General features: G+C 49.0%; 17 protein-coding genes. 7 read left to right on the top strand and 10 right to left on the bottom strand.

What is annotated here, in order from left to right:
• Window positions 1-200: 200 nt before the first annotated feature.
• The gene (locus tag AB1552_11200) at window positions 201-923 is read right to left on the bottom strand and encodes a TIGR00730 family Rossman fold protein (protein ID MEW6054335.1); all 723 of its coding nucleotides are present in this window, start codon (window positions 921-923) and stop codon (window positions 201-203) included.
• 12 nt (window positions 924-935) lie between these two features.
• Window positions 936-3440, bottom strand: a complete 2505-nt coding sequence (locus AB1552_11195; GenBank protein ID MEW6054334.1) for a glycogen/starch/alpha-glucan phosphorylase — start codon at window positions 3438-3440, stop codon at window positions 936-938.
• Window positions 3441-3765: 325 nt separating this feature from the next.
• Between AB1552_11195 and AB1552_11190 the strand changes: the two genes are divergently transcribed.
• From AB1552_11190 to AB1552_11180, 3 genes are all read left to right on the top strand, one after another.
• Window positions 3766-4566 carry a hypothetical protein gene (locus AB1552_11190; protein ID MEW6054333.1) on the top strand — a complete coding sequence of 267 codons (801 nt, stop codon included), beginning with the start codon at window positions 3766-3768 and terminating at the stop codon, window positions 4564-4566.
• A 67-nt stretch (window positions 4567-4633) separates the two neighbouring features.
• Window positions 4634-5614 (top strand): transposase, encoded by a 981-nt coding sequence (locus AB1552_11185; GenBank protein ID MEW6054332.1) that lies wholly within the window; start codon window positions 4634-4636, stop codon window positions 5612-5614.
• A complete protein-coding gene (locus AB1552_11180; protein MEW6054331.1) occupies window positions 5569-6375 on the top strand; it encodes a lysophospholipid acyltransferase family protein in 807 nt (268 codons plus the stop codon). The genes AB1552_11185 and AB1552_11180 overlap by 46 nt, the downstream gene beginning before the upstream one ends.
• 31 nt (window positions 6376-6406) lie before the next feature.
• Here the strand turns inward: AB1552_11180 and AB1552_11175 are convergent, their stop codons facing one another.
• The 8 genes from AB1552_11175 to ettA form a co-directional block, all read right to left on the bottom strand.
• Complete coding sequence (locus AB1552_11175; protein MEW6054330.1) at window positions 6407-6805, bottom strand: YkgJ family cysteine cluster protein; 399 nt, start codon at window positions 6803-6805, stop codon at window positions 6407-6409.
• A gap of 47 nt (window positions 6806-6852) precedes the next feature.
• Window positions 6853-7923, bottom strand: coding sequence for an AI-2E family transporter (locus tag AB1552_11170; protein MEW6054329.1), 1071 nt, complete (start codon window positions 7921-7923; stop codon window positions 6853-6855).
• Between the two features lie 139 nt (window positions 7924-8062).
• Window positions 8063-8398, bottom strand: coding sequence for a YajD family HNH nuclease (locus AB1552_11165; protein ID MEW6054328.1), 336 nt, complete (start codon window positions 8396-8398; stop codon window positions 8063-8065).
• A 12-nt stretch (window positions 8399-8410) separates the two neighbouring features.
• Window positions 8411-8704: a hypothetical protein gene (locus tag AB1552_11160; GenBank protein ID MEW6054327.1), complete on the bottom strand. Its 294-nt coding sequence runs from the start codon at window positions 8702-8704 to the stop codon at window positions 8411-8413.
• Between the two features lie 96 nt (window positions 8705-8800).
• Entirely contained in the window at window positions 8801-9610 is an 810-nt protein-coding gene (locus tag AB1552_11155) for a 4Fe-4S dicluster-binding protein (protein ID MEW6054326.1), read from the bottom strand.
• Window positions 9603-10766, bottom strand: a complete 1164-nt coding sequence (locus AB1552_11150) for a class I SAM-dependent RNA methyltransferase (protein MEW6054325.1) — start codon at window positions 10764-10766, stop codon at window positions 9603-9605. The genes AB1552_11155 and AB1552_11150 overlap by 8 nt, the downstream gene beginning before the upstream one ends.
• Window positions 10767-10770: 4 nt before the next feature.
• Window positions 10771-10974, bottom strand: coding sequence for a hypothetical protein (locus AB1552_11145; protein ID MEW6054324.1), 204 nt, complete (start codon window positions 10972-10974; stop codon window positions 10771-10773).
• A gap of 414 nt (window positions 10975-11388) precedes the next feature.
• Window positions 11389-13074 (bottom strand): energy-dependent translational throttle protein EttA, encoded by a 1686-nt coding sequence (gene ettA, locus AB1552_11140; protein MEW6054323.1) that lies wholly within the window; start codon window positions 13072-13074, stop codon window positions 11389-11391.
• A 157-nt stretch (window positions 13075-13231) separates the two neighbouring features.
• Here ettA and AB1552_11135 point away from each other — a divergent pair, with 157 nt between their 5' ends.
• The 4 genes from AB1552_11135 (at window position 13232) to AB1552_11120 (ending at window position 17536) form a co-directional block, all read left to right on the top strand.
• Complete coding sequence (locus tag AB1552_11135; GenBank protein ID MEW6054322.1) at window positions 13232-14689, top strand: DUF4139 domain-containing protein; 1458 nt, start codon at window positions 13232-13234, stop codon at window positions 14687-14689.
• Between the two features lie 191 nt (window positions 14690-14880).
• Complete coding sequence (gene tgt / locus AB1552_11130) at window positions 14881-15972, top strand: tRNA guanosine(34) transglycosylase Tgt (GenBank protein ID MEW6054321.1); 1092 nt, start codon at window positions 14881-14883, stop codon at window positions 15970-15972.
• The gene (locus AB1552_11125) at window positions 15951-16838 is read left to right on the top strand and encodes a cation diffusion facilitator family transporter (GenBank protein ID MEW6054320.1); all 888 of its coding nucleotides are present in this window, start codon (window positions 15951-15953) and stop codon (window positions 16836-16838) included. Before tgt ends, AB1552_11125 begins: the two co-directional genes overlap by 22 nt.
• Window positions 16839-16852: 14 nt before the next feature.
• Window positions 16853-17536 (top strand): SPOR domain-containing protein, encoded by a 684-nt coding sequence (locus tag AB1552_11120; protein MEW6054319.1) that lies wholly within the window; start codon window positions 16853-16855, stop codon window positions 17534-17536.
• Window positions 17537-17550: the final 14 nt, after the last annotated feature.

The following is a 17550-nucleotide window of genomic DNA, read 5'->3' as shown; positions in this document are numbered from 1 at the left end:
GATTTCCTCCAGATATTGGTTTTCCCCGGACAAAATCCGTATGTAAGGCATATGAGATGATTGAAAAAATACGTATCTGTAGGATATCAGCAGAGGCGGATTAATGCAAGATTGTCGTGAACGTCAGGCATACAGGAAACGATTCGTGAGGTGCTGGTTACACTGTCTTCTTCTGTCGTATCCTGAGGTCTGTTGAAATATCAGAAGTTCCCGCGGGAAAGGCCCTTAATGATACGGATTGCATCTTCAACCGTATTTGCCCCGTGTATCAGATCCATATCATCAGTGCTTATGGTGCCCTCGGCCAGCATTGTGTCATGCATGAAGCGGCGGAGGTGGTCCCAGAAGTCCTTTACCATCCCGATAACCGGGAAACGCTCGAGTTTGCCTGTCTGTGCGAGGGTAATCACTTCAAACGCCTCATCGAGAGTGCCGAACCCCCCCGGCATTACGACAAAGGCTGTGGAGTATTTCACAAGCATGACCTTTCTGACAAAAAAGTGCTCAAATTCTATGAATTTATCAAGATACGGATTGGGTTTCTGTTCAAAGGGGAGCGTGATATTGCAGCCGAGGCTTAACCCTCCTCCTTCCTTTGCGCCACGGTTTGCAGCCTCCATGATGCCGGGGCCGCCGCCGGTCATGACCGCATACCCTGCGTTGGCAAGCGCGCGGCCGAGTTCCCGCGCCAGCTCATAATACCGGTGCCTTTCAGGAAACCGTGCTGACCCGAACACGGTAACGCATGGGCTGTCAAAATCAAAACTCTCGAAGCCATGCAGGAACTCAAGAAAAAACCTTACCGCACTCTCAAGGTCTTCTCCCCGTTTCCGGCGGCCGGAGAGGAAGAGCTTTTCAGCGCCAACAACCTGGCTGAGAAGGGAAGAAGACTTGATTGCTTCCGACAATCCTTTGGTATTCATAGCGCACTCCTTTTATGCACTCTCGCGATCGGTTTTCAGCGGAGAAGCATGCCATATTGTTTCATTGTATTCGCGTATGGAACGATCGGATGAGAAATTCCCCATCCTCGCAACAGTCAGAATTGACCTCTTTGTCCACTGTTCCCTGTCTCTGAACATTGCACCGACCCGTCCCTGACATTCTATGTAAGACTGATAATCGGCAAAAACCATATGTTCATCCCGGCACAGCAGGGAATCAACCAGGGGTTTAAAGAGGTTTGCGTCCTTTTTTGAAAAGAACCCGGAACTGATCAGATGTATCGCGTCTTTTAGCTCCTGATTGCCCTCATAGTGTCCTGTTGGATTATACCCCTCTGACTTCAGGCGGCAGATTTCGTCGGCAGTCAGCCCGAAAAGGAAAAAGTTATCAGCACCCACATCTTCAAGGATTTCGGTATTTGTTCCTCCTGAAGTCCCGATAGTCAGTGCACCATTCATGGAAAACTTCATGTTTCCCGTTCCGGTTGCCTCCTTCCCGGCGATGGTGATCTGTTCAGAAAGGTCAGCCGCCGGATAGATCTTCTGGCCGTTTTTCACATTAAAGTCAGGGAAAAATACCACCTTAAGACGGCCGGATACATCAGGATCGCTGTTTACTGTTTCCGCAACTGCATTGATCAGCTTTATGATGAGCTTCGCGATGAAATAGCCCGGAGACGTCTTGCCTCCAAAGATGAAAGTTCGTGGCATGATATCCGCCTGAGGATTCTTTCTGATTCTGTTGTAGAGGGTAATAATATGCAGCACATTGAGGTGTGGCCGGTTGTATTCGTGAATGCGCTTCAACTGGATGTCAAAAAGCGAGTCGGGATCGACCGATATCCCGGTCCGTTTGCTGATGATCCCTGCGAGATTCTGTTTGTTTGTGCGCTTCACCTTCTGCCATTTTTTCATGAACTCCGGATCATCGGCAAAGGATTCGAGCTGTGTTATGTCTTCAAACTGAGTGATCCATTTGTCGCCTATGGTATCCGAGAGAAGATCGGCAAGTTTCGGATTGCTGAGTACCATCCATCTCCTTGGTGATACCCCGTTTGTTATCTTGTGAAACCTTTCGGGATACAGTTCATACAAGTCAGGGAATACGGTTTTTCTGAGCTGATCTGAATGGTTTTCTGAAACTGCACTGACTGCATGGCTTCCAAGGCATGCAAGCTGTGCCATCCGTACATACCTCTGATCGCTCTCATCTACCACAGAGAGGCGGTTGACCTTATCGTCCTGAGAGGGATACTGCAGCCATATTTCGTCAAGAAAACGCCGGTTGATCTCATAGATGATTTCAAGGTGTCTCGGGAGAATGCCTCCGAACAGGGGGAGAGCCCATTTCTGGAGTGCTTCGGGGAGCATAGTGTGATTTGAATAGGAGAAGGTGTTTTGTGTAATGTACCAGGCCTTGTCCCAGTTCACCAGATGTTCGTCGACAAGCAGTCTCATCAGTTCCACCACGGCAATTGCAGGGTGGGTATCATTAAGGTGCACCGAGAAGGAGTTCGAGAAGCTGCTGATATTTTTCCATCTGAGGAGATGCAGGCGTATCATGTCTTTCAGTGCGCACGACACAAAGAAATAGTCCTGGGCCAGACGCAGCTGTTTCCCGGCGTACGGTTCGTCATCCGGGTAAAGGATCTTACTGATTGATTCCGTGGCGATCTTTTCATTGAGTGCGCCGAAATAATCCCCGGTATTAAAGGTTTCAAGATCAAAAGATTCTGCTGCCTCTGCTTTCCAGAGACGCAACAGGTTTACCGGAGCGGCTTTGTATCCGGATACCGGAGTATCATACGCAGTACCTTTGATCGAGAAATTGGGAATCCAGCGCACACGGAAACAGTCCTGCTCATCATAATATGACTCGGTGCGGCCGCCCAGATTTACGGAATAGGTGATCTCGGGACGCGGGATCTGCCATGGATTGCCATAATGAAGCCACTTGTCGGTGCTTTCGGTCTGCCATCCATCCCGGATATCCTGTGCAAAGGGGCCGAATTCATAGCGAATCCCGTATCCTATCGCAGGAATTCCGGAGGTTGCAAGGGAATCCAGGTAGCAGGCCGCGAGCCTGCCAAGTCCACTGCTGCCGAGACCGGGTTCCGCCTCCTGTTCAATAAGGTCGTCGAGATCGAGACCCAGACCCTTGACTGCCTGCGACACTGCATCGCGAATCCCGAGATTCACCAGGTGATTCCCGAGCTGCGGTCCCGTCAGAAATTCAGAAGACAGATATGCAACGACCGTAATATCATCAGTGAAATTCTGAAGAGTACTTGTCCATTGCTGGATCATCCTGTCCCGGACTGTATACGCGAGTGATATGTACCAGTCATTTCTGGTTGCGTTATTCGGGACTTTTGCAAGATGAAAGTAGAGATTATCAATCATCGATTGCCTGATCGCTTTCACGTTCAGCGCAGTCCGGACGGTCTCAGATTTCTTCCCTGAAGACTGAGGGGCTATTTTTTTTCTTTTTTCCATGCGTTAATCTCCAAATCCGGCTGTCATACCCGGCGTTGGATATCTTGTCTGGTGTACCATAGCTTTCCCTGCATGCCTGACGGCATTATACATTATACCTTCGCAGGGGGTTTTTCACTTACTATTTTATACAAAAACAGCAGGCTGAAGGTATAGTCGCTGCCAAGTATGGCAGCAAACAGGCAGGAACACCGGATACACGCTAAGCAAGGGCAGTGGAAAAGATATGCAAAGAGTGCCGGGAAAAGAAAAAGGGCGTTTCCCGGAACAAATCACGCAATCCCCTTGTCTAATTACTTAAAAAGATAAGGAAAGGAGAAAAGGGATGCGCGGCGTGAAGGTTTTTCTTGTTATGGCTGTGGTTGTACTTTTTGCAGTACCGGCGTGCGCACATCACAGAGGTGCGCAGGTGGAGGTTGAGATTGTCCCCGATAAGGGGGAGTTGTTTACGACAGTTCCATTCAAGAAGTATTATTCAGGAACAACACACATTATCAAGAAGTATCTTGAGGCAAGGAAAGGAGAGCACTACAGTATTCTCATCAGGAACACAATTGCGGAAAGGATCGGGATTGTTGTTGCCGTGGACGGACGGAACATCATATCGGGAAAAAAGTCATACCTCGGGAATAACGAAGCAATGTATATTGTGGGCCCTTATGAAGAGGTAAAGCTCGAAGGATGGAGGACAGATCAGGATACCGTTCATAAGTTCTATTTCACGGATATTCAGGATTCCTATTCCGTCAGGACATTTGGCGATACATCTGCCATGGGGGTCATTACCGTTGCGGTATTCCGGGAAAAGGAGAGGCCGATGATCTTTCATGATCGCACATTAAGGGAAAAGGCACCTGCACCGTCATCAGGGGAATCATCAGCACGCGCAGGAAAATATCAGGAAGATTCTGCGGGAACAGGATTCGGCGACCGCAGATATTCACCGACTGTGAGGGTTGCGTTTGAACCTGAACTGACGCCTGCAGAAAAAATATTCGTCAAATATGAATGGCGGCATGTTCTCTGCAGGAAAGGGATTCTCAACTGTGGTCAGGAAGACCGCAACAGGCTCTGGGATGAACATGGATATGCACCTTTTTCTCCCGGATACCGAGCTCGGCGCTAAAATAAAACCTCTGGGGTCAGCCCTTGAAGATTGACAAATATAGCCATGGGTTCATATAATTGACCTCATGGCAAGACCCCTGAGGATAGAGTATGAAGGCGCGGCATATCACATCATATCGCGGGGCAACAGGGGTGAACATATCTTTGCAGAGGATCAGGACAAGGAATACTTCCTCGAAACACTGCAAAACGCAGTCAAGAAATACAGGATAGACCTCTATGCCTACTGCATCATGGGAAACCATTACCATCTGCTTCTGACAACGCCATATGGAGCACTCACAAAGGCAATGCACTACATAGGGTCAGCCTACGGGAGTTTTCTCAGACGGCAAAAGGGATGGATAGGGCATATTTTTGCAGGCAGATATAAATCATTGTGTGTGGAGAAAGAGGGATATCTGCTTGAACTGAGCAGATACATCCATCTGAATCCTGTAAGGGCAGGGCTTGAAGAAAAGCCTGAGGGATACACGTGGAGCAGCTATGGATACTATATAGGGAAGCAAAAGCCCCCTGAGTGGTTGAATACGGACTGGTTTTTTGTAGAATATGGCAAGGACAGAAAAGCAGCCTGGAAGCAATATAGGGGATTTGTCGAGGCCGGGGGAGAGCAGCCCTCAGGATATCCGAAAGAAGATATCACCGGGCAGGCAATCTTGGGGAGTAAGGGGTTCATCAAGAAGGTCATAAAGGGGATACAGAACAACAATAAGCGGTCAGAAGAGATAACGGCAAAGAGGAGATATAAGACCGGGACAGACCTTGAAGAGATACGGGATGCCATATGCGGATATTACAAGGTAAGGGAACTTGCCAATATAAGCATACCGGAAGAACGCCACGCCAAGCTGATGTTCATATACCTGTCAAAGAAAGAGGCTTCTGCGTTCAACAGAGAGATCGCGGAGATGCTAGGGGGAATGAGCCCATCGGGCGTGACCCATCAGTATAAGAGAACAGTGAAACGGCTTGAGGAAGACAGAAGATTACAGAAGGAATGGGAAAAAGAATCAATCGCGATAATGTCAATCTTCAAGGGCTGACCCCAATAAGTTGCATAAGGTGTTGTCTGAAAACAGGTGCTTTTTGTGCGGTTACCTTACTGCTGTCACCATTCTATTTTTTCCTGCTGCTGCTCTTTTACCGCTGGCGAACGACTGTCGGACCAAGACTTGTCCAGTTCTATTCAAAAATGTGCCTTGTCATTTTTCGTGTGAAGATTGACCACGTGGAAAAACACAGTCGCATACACAAAGTGGGGAAGGGCATTCTCATAATCTCCAACCATACCAGCTTCCTGGATATTTTTGTGCTCTCCGCCTTATTCGGAACGGTATTCGTGAGTAAGGCCGAACTGAAACTGTATCCGATCATCGGCCAGATCGCATGGCTGATGGGTGTGATTTTTCTGGACAGGGAATCTTCCAGAGAAAGGATAAGGGTACTCAAGATGATTGCACACACATGCTCCTCACGCATTCTTGCCGTATTTCCGCAGGGGACCACCGGTCGTATCACCGAACGTTTGCCTTTCAGCAGGGGTATCTTCAAGGTGATCCAGCTCAATCCCGAACTCACGTTAGTCCCGGTAACGCTCCATTATCAGGATGACGCAGAAATTGCCTGGCATACACCGCAGACTCTCAGGGAGCATGCGGTCAGGGTATGTTCCAGGAAGGGGATATCTGTGAAGGTGATCGTCCATAATCCCGTCACTTTTAACGATTACCGGGAGAAGACTTCTTCCGAGATATGTGCACTCGTCGAAAAAACCGTGATGGAACCCCTGCACGCAGGAGAATGATCAAGATCGGTGAGGAGAAAGAGACGGGGAATCAGAAAGGACAGGCAAATTTTCTGCATCTTATCGGTCTTCCCTCGTAAATACTGCATGTGAACGCAGCGCGGTCAAGGTAAGGGCAGTATCCATCTGCATCCCTCGCCATATAGAAGGGATTTTCCGTATTGTACCGGTAAATGCCTTTTTTTACCTCTTCCAGGGTAAGGGCAAACACATAGGTGCAGCAGTTTGCCTTGCATGACGGAGTTCTGGCGGCACAATCCACACGCACCTCCGGCTCGGCATCGTCTTCGATCCCGAATACCTTTCCCCCGATCATAATCATTCTCCTGAGCGCGTGTGCAAGAATTTTCTCCCGTTCTTCGGATGAGAGCGGAGGAACTCCCGGTTTGTTGTGAGGGATAATTGTATTTCTGTCGCTGAAAGCCATCATTATTCAGAAGCTGCCTTTATGAGGCATCTGCGGTGTACCGGCACTTTTCAGTCCGTATCAGGTTCAGCGGAATCTTTCCCTGATGTCCATTCCGAGATAAGTGAATAACCGAGTGCGAGAAGCGCAGGGCCAAGAAAGATCCCGATAAACCCAAAGGCGATAACGCCCCCAAGCACCCCAAGAAGGATAAGGATAAACGGCAGATTTACTCCACGGCTGATTAGCAGGGGTTTGACCACATTGTCGATGCCGCTGATCACAAACGTGCCCCATAGTGCCATGAATATCCCAGATACCGCGCTTTTATAATAAAAGAGCCATATGGTCACAGGTACCCAAAGGAATGGCGGCCCCATGGGAATGAGTGCAAGAAAGAACGTAATGAATCCCAGAAGGAGCGCTCCGGGAACCCCTGCGATAACAAAACCGATTCCTGCGGCTGTACCCTGAACAGCGGCGGTTCCCAGTATGCCGTATACGACCCCCTTTGTGGTATCAGCGGCTACCTTTATAAGCCTGTCTGCACGCGAACCCGCGATTTTTCTCAGAAAATTAGCCAGGCTTTGTGCTGTCTCCTCTCCGTCACGATAAAAGAAGAAGCATACGGTAATGCTCAGTAATACCTGGAAAATTGCCTGTCCCATCAACGCACCCTTTGCGAGAATCTGTCCCCTGAGCGGTTTTATATAAGGCGTCAGAAAGTCAGCCAGCTTATCATGGTCAAGAGTCCATTCCAGCCAGTATCTCTGGATCTCAGCCCCTATGAGGGGAATGTTACTGATCCATGCCGGAAGCTTAGGGGGTCCTTTTGCGGAAATCTCGCGTATTTTTTCGACAAGTGCTGCAGCTTCATCAGCAAAGCTCACACTGATCACGACAATAGGAAGAACAAATGCACCGATAAGCAGTATTGTCATGAACGACGCTGCAAGCGTCTTTCTTCCTTTGAACAGCTGTTCCCACCATTTGTATACAGGCCATGTCGAGAAGGAGAGGATAATAGCCCACAGAAGAGCTGATATGAAGGGCCGGAGGACAAAGAAACACCCTATTATGATAATGAAAAGAACGAGGGCGCTGACAAGGTGTTCAATGTGTTTGTCCTTCTCTTCTCTCACGGATTTCTCCTTCCCTGCATGCGCGAGCGTACAGGCACTGCACAGGATTATGGTTTACTATATCAACCGCGCAAAAGTGTGTCAATTGCCGAATAGATGAAAGATTCTGAGTGGAATTACGGGTATGAAGTGAACCATCCTACCTGTCTTTGCCCTTAAGATAATCTCCAAGAATCCCCCTGCTGTGTTCATCGTCATGACAATAGATGCAGAGATTCTCCCAGTTGGAGCCGTCCGCAGGATTATTGCGGGGATTGCCGTCTTTGTGATGCACAGTCAGGAGATGTTGGGTTTTGAAATCGAATTCCCTCCCGCATTTCACACAGAACAGCCCGTGGATTCTCAGGGAGTTTTCCCTGTATGAGGGGGCGTCGGAACCCCTCTCTTTCAATTCCCTGACTATTTCCTCAGCGCTTTTGTTTTCTGAGGACATTCTTGGAGGAGGTTTTCTGATCTTTCGCGGTCTTTTGCCCACGTGTCGTTCTCCCTACCGGAACCTGGTTCCGCATTTGCTGCAGAAGGTTTTATAGATATTGTGGCCAAGATACTTTTTGCAGGAGGGACATCTCCAGTTGTATGCGCTGAAGCTGATAAATCCTGCGATAAGCAGGCTCTGAAGAAGGAAAATGGTATTTTTTGAGAACTCGCCGAAAAATGCCGGGCGTTTGTAAACCAGGACAAGAAAGACAAGAAGCAGCAATGTCACTCCTATGGCAAGGAACTGACGGTTTTGACATTCCCTGAATTCATTTGTGATCTTTTTGCGCTCTTTTTTTCCCATGACTGAGTTCAGCCGGCAGTTTGCAAAACAATAACACGCCACACGCAGATATTATACGACAACTGCCGTGGCTGTGCACAGGCAGAGACAGTTTTTCTATCGCAAAACCAATGAAATGGCCTCCGTGCTGCATACCCTTCTGCAGAGTCCGCAGCCGAAGCATTTCTGGGGGTCGATGCGGGCGATCGAAGTACCGTGTGCGGTGATGCTGCTGACAGCCCTGAAGAGGCACTGCACGTCACAGAGTCCGCACCCAATGCATAATGTCTCATCGACTTTTGCCACATGTTCAGCCCTTGCCATGGTTTCGACTTCGATCCGGGAAAGAGTTCTCATCGCAAGGCACTCGTTCAGGGAGCAGTTGCAGATAGCCCCGATGAACGGTGTCATCATGGTCCATATGGTATGCACCATGCCCTTTTCATCAAGCTTTTCGATCTGCCTGATGGCGATGTGAGGGGAGACTGATTCGAGACCTTCATCCGCCGCGGTGCCGAAGTAACTCATATCGATGTCTTTGTACCATGCCTCCGGTCCATAACTGATGGCATAACAGCACCGCACTTCCTGTTTGTCTGTTTTCCAGCGACATGCACAGGGCATTCGCACCACTGTGTTTGCATGTCTCACCAGCTCAGTGATCTCTTCAATCGGCAGCACCTGTCCGAAATGCTCTTCCTTTGCCTTCTGCACCATGGCGGCTTTCACCGCGCGCGGGAGACGGCCTTTTTTCCTGAAGATGACTTCAAGCCTTCCGAGAGTGTTAAACCCTTCGCTGAAGGCAGAAGACAGAAAATCCCGGATATATGTGCGCCGATTGAGGTCCGATAACAGATCATGAGCATAATTTGCCGCATTCTTGTACCATATCTTTCCGTCCCCGTGTTTTGTGCAGAATTCACACATTCCTGTGTTTCCCCTTCCTGCTCCCTTCGTAGAGTTCATACTCAAGGAGCCTGCATTCTATCCCGCTGTTATAAAACAAAAGTCTGCGCTTAGTCCTCAGCCCCACCTTTTTTGCGAGGTCAGGGTTTCCCGTAAAGAGATATCCTTTGTACCCGCTGCATTTCTGCTTGAAGAAATCCCCAATCCCCCGGTAGACTGACTCAAGCTCTCTGAGTTTCCCCATTCTCTCTCCATATTCGGGATTCAGGATTATTATGCCGCCGTCCCCGGGAACGGCTGTCGAGGAATACGCACATGTGCCGAATTCGATGACGTGTCCTACCCCGGCAACTTCTGCGTTTTTTTTTGCCGAGTCAGTCGCCCTGCGGTTAATGTCAGTGGCAATAATCCTGAAGGAGGTGGTTTTTCTAACCTCTTTTTTTGCCTGTGCGCGAATGTCATTCCAGAGGGCGTTGTTGAACCCCCTGAGGTGCATGAACCCGAAATTATCCCTCAGGAGTCCCGGCGCCCTGTTGAGGGCGATTAAGGCAGCCTCAATTGCAAGGGTTCCGCTGCCGCACATGGGATTGATGAATTGACCTTTTCCGGACCATCCTGTCGCCTGAATTACGGCAGCCGCGAGGGTCTCCTGCATGGGTGCCGACATCGGGATTTTTCTGTAGCCGCGTCTGCAGAGGGGTTCACCGGATGTATCAAAATATACCGAACAGGCATCGTCCTTCCAGTAGAGGTTTACCACAGTCCTGTTTTGATCAGAACCCGAATCAGGCCGCTGGCCGCGCTTGTTTCTTATCCTGTCGACAATGGCATCTTTGCATTTGACATTCGCGTATCGGGTATCCCGGATGAACGGATTATCTACGCTGGATGTAACACAGAGGTATCCGTCTGCGGCGATGTATTCCTCCCATGGAATTTTGGATAGGGAGTCATAGAGCGCATCGGCATCGCGTGCAGGAAACTCCCTGACAAGGAAAAGGACCCGGTGTCCGGTACGGAGACGCAGATTCAGATGATAGGTATCTTCCATGGTTCCCTCGGTCGCTATCCCTGCGACGGTTTCAGAGAGCACCGGAAAGCCAAGCTGAATGACCTCACTCTTTAAGTATGGTGTTATTCCCTTCGCACAGGTGATCAGAATCCTGTTTTTCTCCATTGACCTATGGTTTTTTCCTGTCTGTGTGATCTTTTCTTGCAGAAACCGTAATGACGAAATTTTCCGGAGTAAGATCAGGGTTTTTCTCGAGCTCTTCCACAAATATGCAGATTGCCTTTTTCATGAAAGCGGAAAACTTCACTCCCTTCGGCAATGCAAGAATCCTCTGGCGTGTAGCTTCGTCAAGAGGTGCGGTATACTTTGCCATGGGTTCTCCTTAATGAATGCAGAATATGATGCTCATTCATACTATTTTAGAACATATTATTCATACATTTTTCTGCTTATCCTGAGGACAGAGTATTTTTGCTTATTCTCAGTCGTTCCTCCCTGCGAGACTTTTGCCTCTTTGTTTTTATATATTGCATTTGACTATCAGCAAAAGAATCCGCGCAAATACGCTATCCTCAGCCGCTATAACCAATTTTCTATAACCAATTTTATGAATAATATGGATGAGAACATTTTTTCTCCGTAATACGCATGAGGATTCAGAATGCTGAATACAGGCAGGAGATACAGGGGCAGCAGTATTCATAATCAGGATCGTCTGACCGGCAATATACGAAAGCAGCACGCAGCAGGGATAAGTTCAGAAGTATGCGAAAGCTGCTGCGGAGTCTTATTGCCTGGTAAGGTGACGGTATTTGATGCGATGGGGATGGTCTGCGGCAGCACCGAGGCGCGCCTTCCTGTCGGCCTCGTATTCTGAATAATTGCCGTCAAACCAGACCACAGTGCTGTCACCTTCAAAGGCGAGGATATGGGTAACAATACGGTCGAGGAACCACCTGTCATGGCTGATGACCACTACACATCCCGCGAAATTCTCCAGCGCCTCTTCAAGCGCCCGCATGGTATTCACGTCAAGGTCGTTCGTCGGCTCATCAAGCAGCAGGACATTACCTCCCTCCTTCAGCATGCGCGCCAGATGGACGCGATTCCGCTCTCCTCCGGACAGCATGGAGACTTTTTTCTGCTGGTCGGCACCGGAGAAGTTGAAACGCGCAACATACGACCGCGAGTTGATTTCTCTCTTCCCCAGCCTGATTACGTCCTCACCCCCTGAGATGACCTCCCAGACGGTTTTATCGGGTTCAAGGACATCCCTGCTCTGGTCCACATAGGCAAGTTTTACTGTTTCCCCTAATCTGAAATTCCCGGAAACGGGGTTTTCCTTGCGGGTGATCATACGAAAAAGGGTGGTCTTTCCTGCACCGTTCGGACCGATTACGCCAATTATGCCGCCCGGTGGCAGTGAAAAGGTCATACCCTCCATCAGAATATTGTTTCCGTAAGCCTTGGTCACGTTCTCCGCTTCTATCACAACATCACCAAGCCGTGGTCCGGGGGGAATAAATATCTCAAGGTCTCCGGATTTCTGCTCAATATCCTGACTTAGCAACGCCTCGTAGGAATTGATGCGGGCCTTTGATTTTGCATGTCGTCCCTTCGGGGACATCCGTATCCACTCGAGCTCGCGCTGGAGGGTCTTCTGTCGTTCACTCTCGGACTTTTCCTCCTGACTCAGGCGAATCTTTTTCTGCTCCAGCCATGAGGAATAATTCCCCTTCCAGGGTATTCCGTGCCCCCTGTCGAGTTCGAGAATCCAGCCGGCGACGTTATCGAGGAAATAACGGTCGTGCGTTACCGCGATGACAGTGCCTGCATACCGCTGGAGATGGTGTTCCAGCCAGGCTACGGTCTCGGCATCGAGGTGGTTTGTCGGTTCGTCCAGAAGAAGGATATCAGGTTTCCGGAGGAGAAGCCTGCAGAGGGCCGCGCGGCGTCTTTCCCCCCCGGAGAGGATATTGACCGGGGTATCGCCGGTGGGACAGCGCAGCGCGTCCATCGCCATATCCAGCCGCGCATCAAGATCCCATGCGTCCATGGCATCCAGTTTCTCCTGCACCTTTCCCTGCCGTTCAATAAGCCTGTTCATTTCCTCATCTGACATCGGTTCCGCAAATTTTTCATTGATGCGGTTGTACTCGTTGAGGGTCTGTACGATCTCCTGAACCCCCTCTTCCACGATCTCTTTCACGGTCCTGCTGTTGTCCAGTTCCGGCTCCTGCTCAAGCAGCCCGACGGTATATCCCGGCGAGAGGACTGTCTCGCCGATGAAATCCCTGTCTTTTCCGGCGAGAATACGGAGGAGGGAGCTTTTTCCTGAACCGTTCAGCCCGAGGACACCGATCTTTGCACCATAGAAATATGAGAGGTAGATGTCTTTCAGAACTGGCTTCTTGTCGTAGTATTTGCTTACCCCTATCATGGAATAGATAACCTTGTTCGGCTCATTACTCATCTTGTGAATATCCTTTCATTCAGGGTACTGTAATACATTCTAAACTGAAAGATAAGTATACCATACGGACTGAAATGCTGATTTTCATGAAAGGGAACTTTTTCAGGAAATGGGCTGTCTAATATCACAGTAACTACATTTTTACAGGAGGATTGTGATGACGAGAAAGAAGGCGCTTTTTGTGATGGTTCTGCTGATCGCGCTCAGCTTTGGCTATGGGGCGGTTGCGGGTGCCGGGAAGTCAGGAGAAACTTCGGATGCCCATTCGACAGGACTGGATGAACAGACGGGAGTGGCGGTAACCATATATAATGTCAACCTCGGTCTGGTGAAAGACCAGCGGGAGATACCGCTTTTTCGGGGAACTGGGGAATTGAGGTTTATGGATGTCGCTTCACAGATCATCCCGACGAGCGTGCATATCAAATCACTGGCTGATCCGGGCAGCCTGCAGATTCTCGAACAGAACTATGAGTATGACCTTCTCAATCCGCAGAAACTCCTCGACAAGTATGTGGGGAGAGAAGTGAAGCTCTATTACAAAAATCCCTATTCTGAAAGAGAGGAGATTGTAACGGCGACCCTGCTGTCGAATAACGGGGGACCGATCTTCAAAATCGGCGACGAGATTACATTCGGACATCCCGGCAGGATCATTTTCCCCGGTGTTCCCGAGAACCTTATCTCAAAACCCACCCTAGTATGGCTTGTCGAGAACCAGCTGTCCTCGGCACAGAGGATTGAGGCATCATATCTCACAAACGGCATCAACTGGCGATCGGATTACGTCGTCACCCTGAATGAAAGAGATGACAAGGCAGACCTTTCCGGCTGGGTCACGATCGACAACAAAAGCGGAACCGCATACAGGAACGCAAAGCTGAAACTTGTGGCGGGAGACGTGAACAGGGTCAGGGATGAAAATGAATACCGGGACAAGATGCTGCGGATGGCTGAAGTTGCGGCAAAACCTGCAGCGCCGCAGTTCAAGGAGGAGGAATTTTTCGAATACCATATCTATACCCTTGAGAGACCCGCTACAGTCAAGGAAAATCAGATAAAGCAGATAAGCCTTGTTCACAGCAGCGACATTCCGGTCAGGAAGGAACTGCTCTACCGCGGAGCCACATATTATTATTACAGCCAGTACGGAGAGGTCATATCGCACCAGAAGGTCGGCGTATTTATCGAAATTGAAAACAAGAAAACGCATAATCTTGGTATTCCGCTGCCAAAGGGCACGGTGCGTGTATACAAGTATGACAGTGAAAAAAGCCTGCAGTTTGTCGGCGAGGATTCGATAGACCATACGCCGAAAGACGAGAAGGTCAGGGTGAAACTCGGGGATGCGTTCGATGTCGTTGGGAGCCGCAAACAGACAGACTGGAAAAAGATTGCCTCAGATACGTACGAAGCGGGCTTTGAGATTTCACTCAGAAACCACAAGAAGGAAGATGTGACGGTAAGGGTGGTCGAGCCGATCCCCGGTGACTGGACGATGCTCAGCGCATCACACAAGCATGAAAAGACGGAGGCGTTTACTGCCGAGTTCAACGTGCCGGTGCCAAAAGACAAAGAGGTGAAGGTTTCCTACAGGGTGAGGATGAGATTCTGAATTTTCCATGTACGGGAGCGGGAGGTAACGGAATGCCTTTTTCCCCTTACCTCCCGCAAAACCATGGAAAATGTTTTATGTCGCAGATGGAATAAAACTCTATCAAACCGCCTGTTCCGTGATTTCCCTGAGGCTGTCTTCCCCATGGTATACTTTCAGATTCATTCATAACGTTGAGGAAAGAGAATAAAATGAAATTCTCCGTGATGCATACTGACGGGAATGCGCGTGCCGGCATCCTTAAGACAGAGAGGGGAACGATCCATACACCTGCGTTCATGCCTGTAGGGACAGTGGGGACTGTAAAGGCGATGTCACCTGAGGAACTGAAAGAGATCGGCGCGGAGATAATACTGTGCAATACCTATCATCTCTATCTTCGTCCGGGCCACAAGATTGTTGAAATGCTCGGCGGGGTGCATGAATTCATGAACTGGGAACGGCCGGTCCTCACTGACAGCGGCGGATTCCAGGTATTCAGTCTCTCTGCACTCAGGAAGATAGAAGAGGACGGCGTGCATTTCAAATCCCATCTGGACGGTTCGATGCACTTCATCGGGCCGAAAGAGGCGATGGAGATACAGTCCTCCCTCGCATCTGATATCGCCATGGTGCTCGACGACTGTACGCCTTATCCTTCGACGCATGCATATGCAATGAGCTCACTCTTCAGGACGATCAAATGGGCGGAAAGATGCAGGGAAATGCAGAAGGAAGGGCAGGCGCTGTTCGGCATCGTGCAGGGAAGTCTTTTTGAGGATCTGCGGAAGAAGAGCATCGAGGAACTCGTTGATATCGGGTTCGACGGATATGCGGCGGGAGGTCTGAGTGTGGGTGAGCCGAAGGAAGACATGCACCGGATGATATACTTTGTCGCACCGTTGCTCCCTGCCGAAAAGCCCCGATATCTTATGGGAATTGGTGAACTCGGGGACGCGATAAAAGCGGTAGAGGCCGGGTTCGACATGTTCGACTGTGTTATGCCCACCAGAAACGCAAGGAACGGGACGCTCTTTACCAGCAGGGGAAAGATAAGTATCAAGAGGGAAGAGTTCAAGGCAGACAGGGGACCTCTCGATCCTGACTGCGGATGCACGACCTGCAGGAATTATTCCCTCGGGTATCTGCGTCATATTTTCCTGTCAAGGGAAATACTTTCCATGAGGCTGAATACGATCCACAACCTGTATTTCTATTTGAATTTCTTCAGGGATATGAGAAAATCTATCATAGAGGGAAAGTTCAGCGAATTCAGGGCACGGTGGAAAGACATTTACACATAGAGAACTATTCGTCAGAGGTAAGGAAAGTCCTTATCTTTACCCTGATCCTCAACTCGGCAGTTGCCTTCGCAAAAGTCATTTACGGATATATCACCAATTCAATCGCCATGATGTCCGACGGGTTTCACTCCATTTTTGACGGCACATCAAATATTATCGGTCTCGTCGGCATCTGGATTGCCTCTCATCCCCCGGATGAAGAGCATCCCTACGGGCACAAGAAATATGAAACGCTTTTTACCATTATTATTGCGGTCATGCTCTTTGTTACCTGTTTCCAGATACTCCAAAAGGTCTACACATCATTTTCTGAAGATCATAAGACGGTTGTTACAGAGACCAGTTTCCTGATTATGCTTGTTACCATGGGAATGAATGTCTTTGTCATGCTCTATGAGAAGAAAAAAGGCAGGCAGCTCGGCAGCGAATTCCTTGTAGCAGACGCCATGCATACCAAGAGCGATATCCTCGTATCCTTTACCGTCATCGTAAGCCTGTTTTTTACAAAAAAGGGGTATCCCCATGTGGACAGCATTGTCGGGCTGATCATCGCAGTTTTTATCGCAAAGATCGGATACGATATACTTAAGAGAGCATCGGACGTGCTCGTGGACACCGTCTGCATGAACACTTCTGCGATTGAGTATGTGGTCAACAGCATCGAAGGGGTAAGGGGATGTCATGACATAAGGACAAGGGGGTCTGCAAATGCCGTGTATCTTGACCTCCATGTCTCTGTCGATGGGAAAATGTCAACGGAAAAAGCCCACAAAGTTGCAGACGTGATAGAAGAACGGATAAAAACAGAATTTCCCTCTGTGCTGGATATTGTGGTGCATGTAGAACCCGATACACTGAAACACTGAAGGAGGATGAAATTATGCCTGATGACGGTTTTTTCCATAATGAAGGAAAAAGCAGAATCCTTTTATTGCTGAATTGCTGTTCAGTGCTGCTTCTGCTGTTCACCGTGTCCTGCGCATCCTATCAGATTGCGCAGAAAGATAAACATACAGAGACGGTCTTGAGTGGACCGAAAGGAAGTGAACAGGCAAAGGGTGACGTTCCGGAATGCCGGAAATTATCTGAAGGCGTTTTTGTCGTACAGGCAGGAGCCTTCCAGCAATTTGCATATGCACAGGCACTCAGACAAAAGATCGAAGAAAAGGGATACCCGGCGTATATACGCATTTCAGAAAACCGTGGCAATATACCCGTTCACCGGGTACTTGTCGGGAGATTTACCGACAGAAAGCATGCGGAGAACATGTCCGGAGAGATTCAACAGAAAACCGGTCTTGAGGTATTCGTCGCATTAAATCCTCCGAAGGAGAAGTTCGTGGTGCAGGCAGGCTGCTTCAGACACATGGCCGAGGCACAGGCGCTCAGAAAGCAGCTTGAAGACAGAGGATACAACGCATATATAAAACTCTCGGAAACAGGTAAGGATAAAATGCTGCATATTGTGCTCATAGGTGAATTCATGGAAAGAGAACCGGCTGAAAAGTTATCTGTTGAAATCAGCGAGAAAGAAAACATTCAGGCATTTGTAAACAGGATATAGTATGTTGTTTTATT

This window comes from Nitrospirota bacterium, from assembly GCA_040754395.1.
Classification (GTDB): Bacteria; Nitrospirota; Thermodesulfovibrionia; order Thermodesulfovibrionales; family SM23-35; genus JBFMCL01.
The sequence above is the reverse complement of the archived record's forward strand: the minus strand, read 5'-3'. Positions and strand labels throughout refer to the sequence as shown.

What these genes read in the sequence shown, in the direction of transcription:
- AB1552_11185 (MEW6054332.1), top strand. Translation starts at nt 4,634, where the DNA reads ATGGCAAGACCCCTGAGGATAGAGTATGAAGGCGCGGCATATCACATC.
- ettA (MEW6054323.1), bottom strand. Translation starts at nt 13,074, where the DNA reads ATGAGTAATGAGCCGAACAAGGTTATCTATTCCATGATAGGGGTAAGC.
- tgt (MEW6054321.1), top strand. Translation starts at nt 14,881, where the DNA reads ATGAAATTCTCCGTGATGCATACTGACGGGAATGCGCGTGCCGGCATC.
- AB1552_11180 (MEW6054331.1), top strand. Translation starts at nt 5,569, where the DNA reads ATGGGAAAAAGAATCAATCGCGATAATGTCAATCTTCAAGGGCTGACC.
- AB1552_11195 (MEW6054334.1), bottom strand. Translation starts at nt 3,440, where the DNA reads ATGGAAAAAAGAAAAAAAATAGCCCCTCAGTCTTCAGGGAAGAAATCT.
- AB1552_11120 (MEW6054319.1), top strand. Translation starts at nt 16,853, where the DNA reads ATGCCTGATGACGGTTTTTTCCATAATGAAGGAAAAAGCAGAATCCTT.
- AB1552_11145 (MEW6054324.1), bottom strand. Translation starts at nt 10,974, where the DNA reads ATGGCAAAGTATACCGCACCTCTTGACGAAGCTACACGCCAGAGGATT.
- AB1552_11135 (MEW6054322.1), top strand. Translation starts at nt 13,232, where the DNA reads ATGACGAGAAAGAAGGCGCTTTTTGTGATGGTTCTGCTGATCGCGCTC.
- AB1552_11175 (MEW6054330.1), bottom strand. Translation starts at nt 6,805, where the DNA reads ATGATGGCTTTCAGCGACAGAAATACAATTATCCCTCACAACAAACCG.
- AB1552_11160 (MEW6054327.1), bottom strand. Translation starts at nt 8,704, where the DNA reads ATGGGAAAAAAAGAGCGCAAAAAGATCACAAATGAATTCAGGGAATGT.
- AB1552_11150 (MEW6054325.1), bottom strand. Translation starts at nt 10,766, where the DNA reads ATGGAGAAAAACAGGATTCTGATCACCTGTGCGAAGGGAATAACACCA.
- AB1552_11200 (MEW6054335.1), bottom strand. Translation starts at nt 923, where the DNA reads ATGAATACCAAAGGATTGTCGGAAGCAATCAAGTCTTCTTCCCTTCTC.
- AB1552_11190 (MEW6054333.1), top strand. Translation starts at nt 3,766, where the DNA reads ATGCGCGGCGTGAAGGTTTTTCTTGTTATGGCTGTGGTTGTACTTTTT.
- AB1552_11155 (MEW6054326.1), bottom strand. Translation starts at nt 9,610, where the DNA reads ATGTGTGAATTCTGCACAAAACACGGGGACGGAAAGATATGGTACAAG.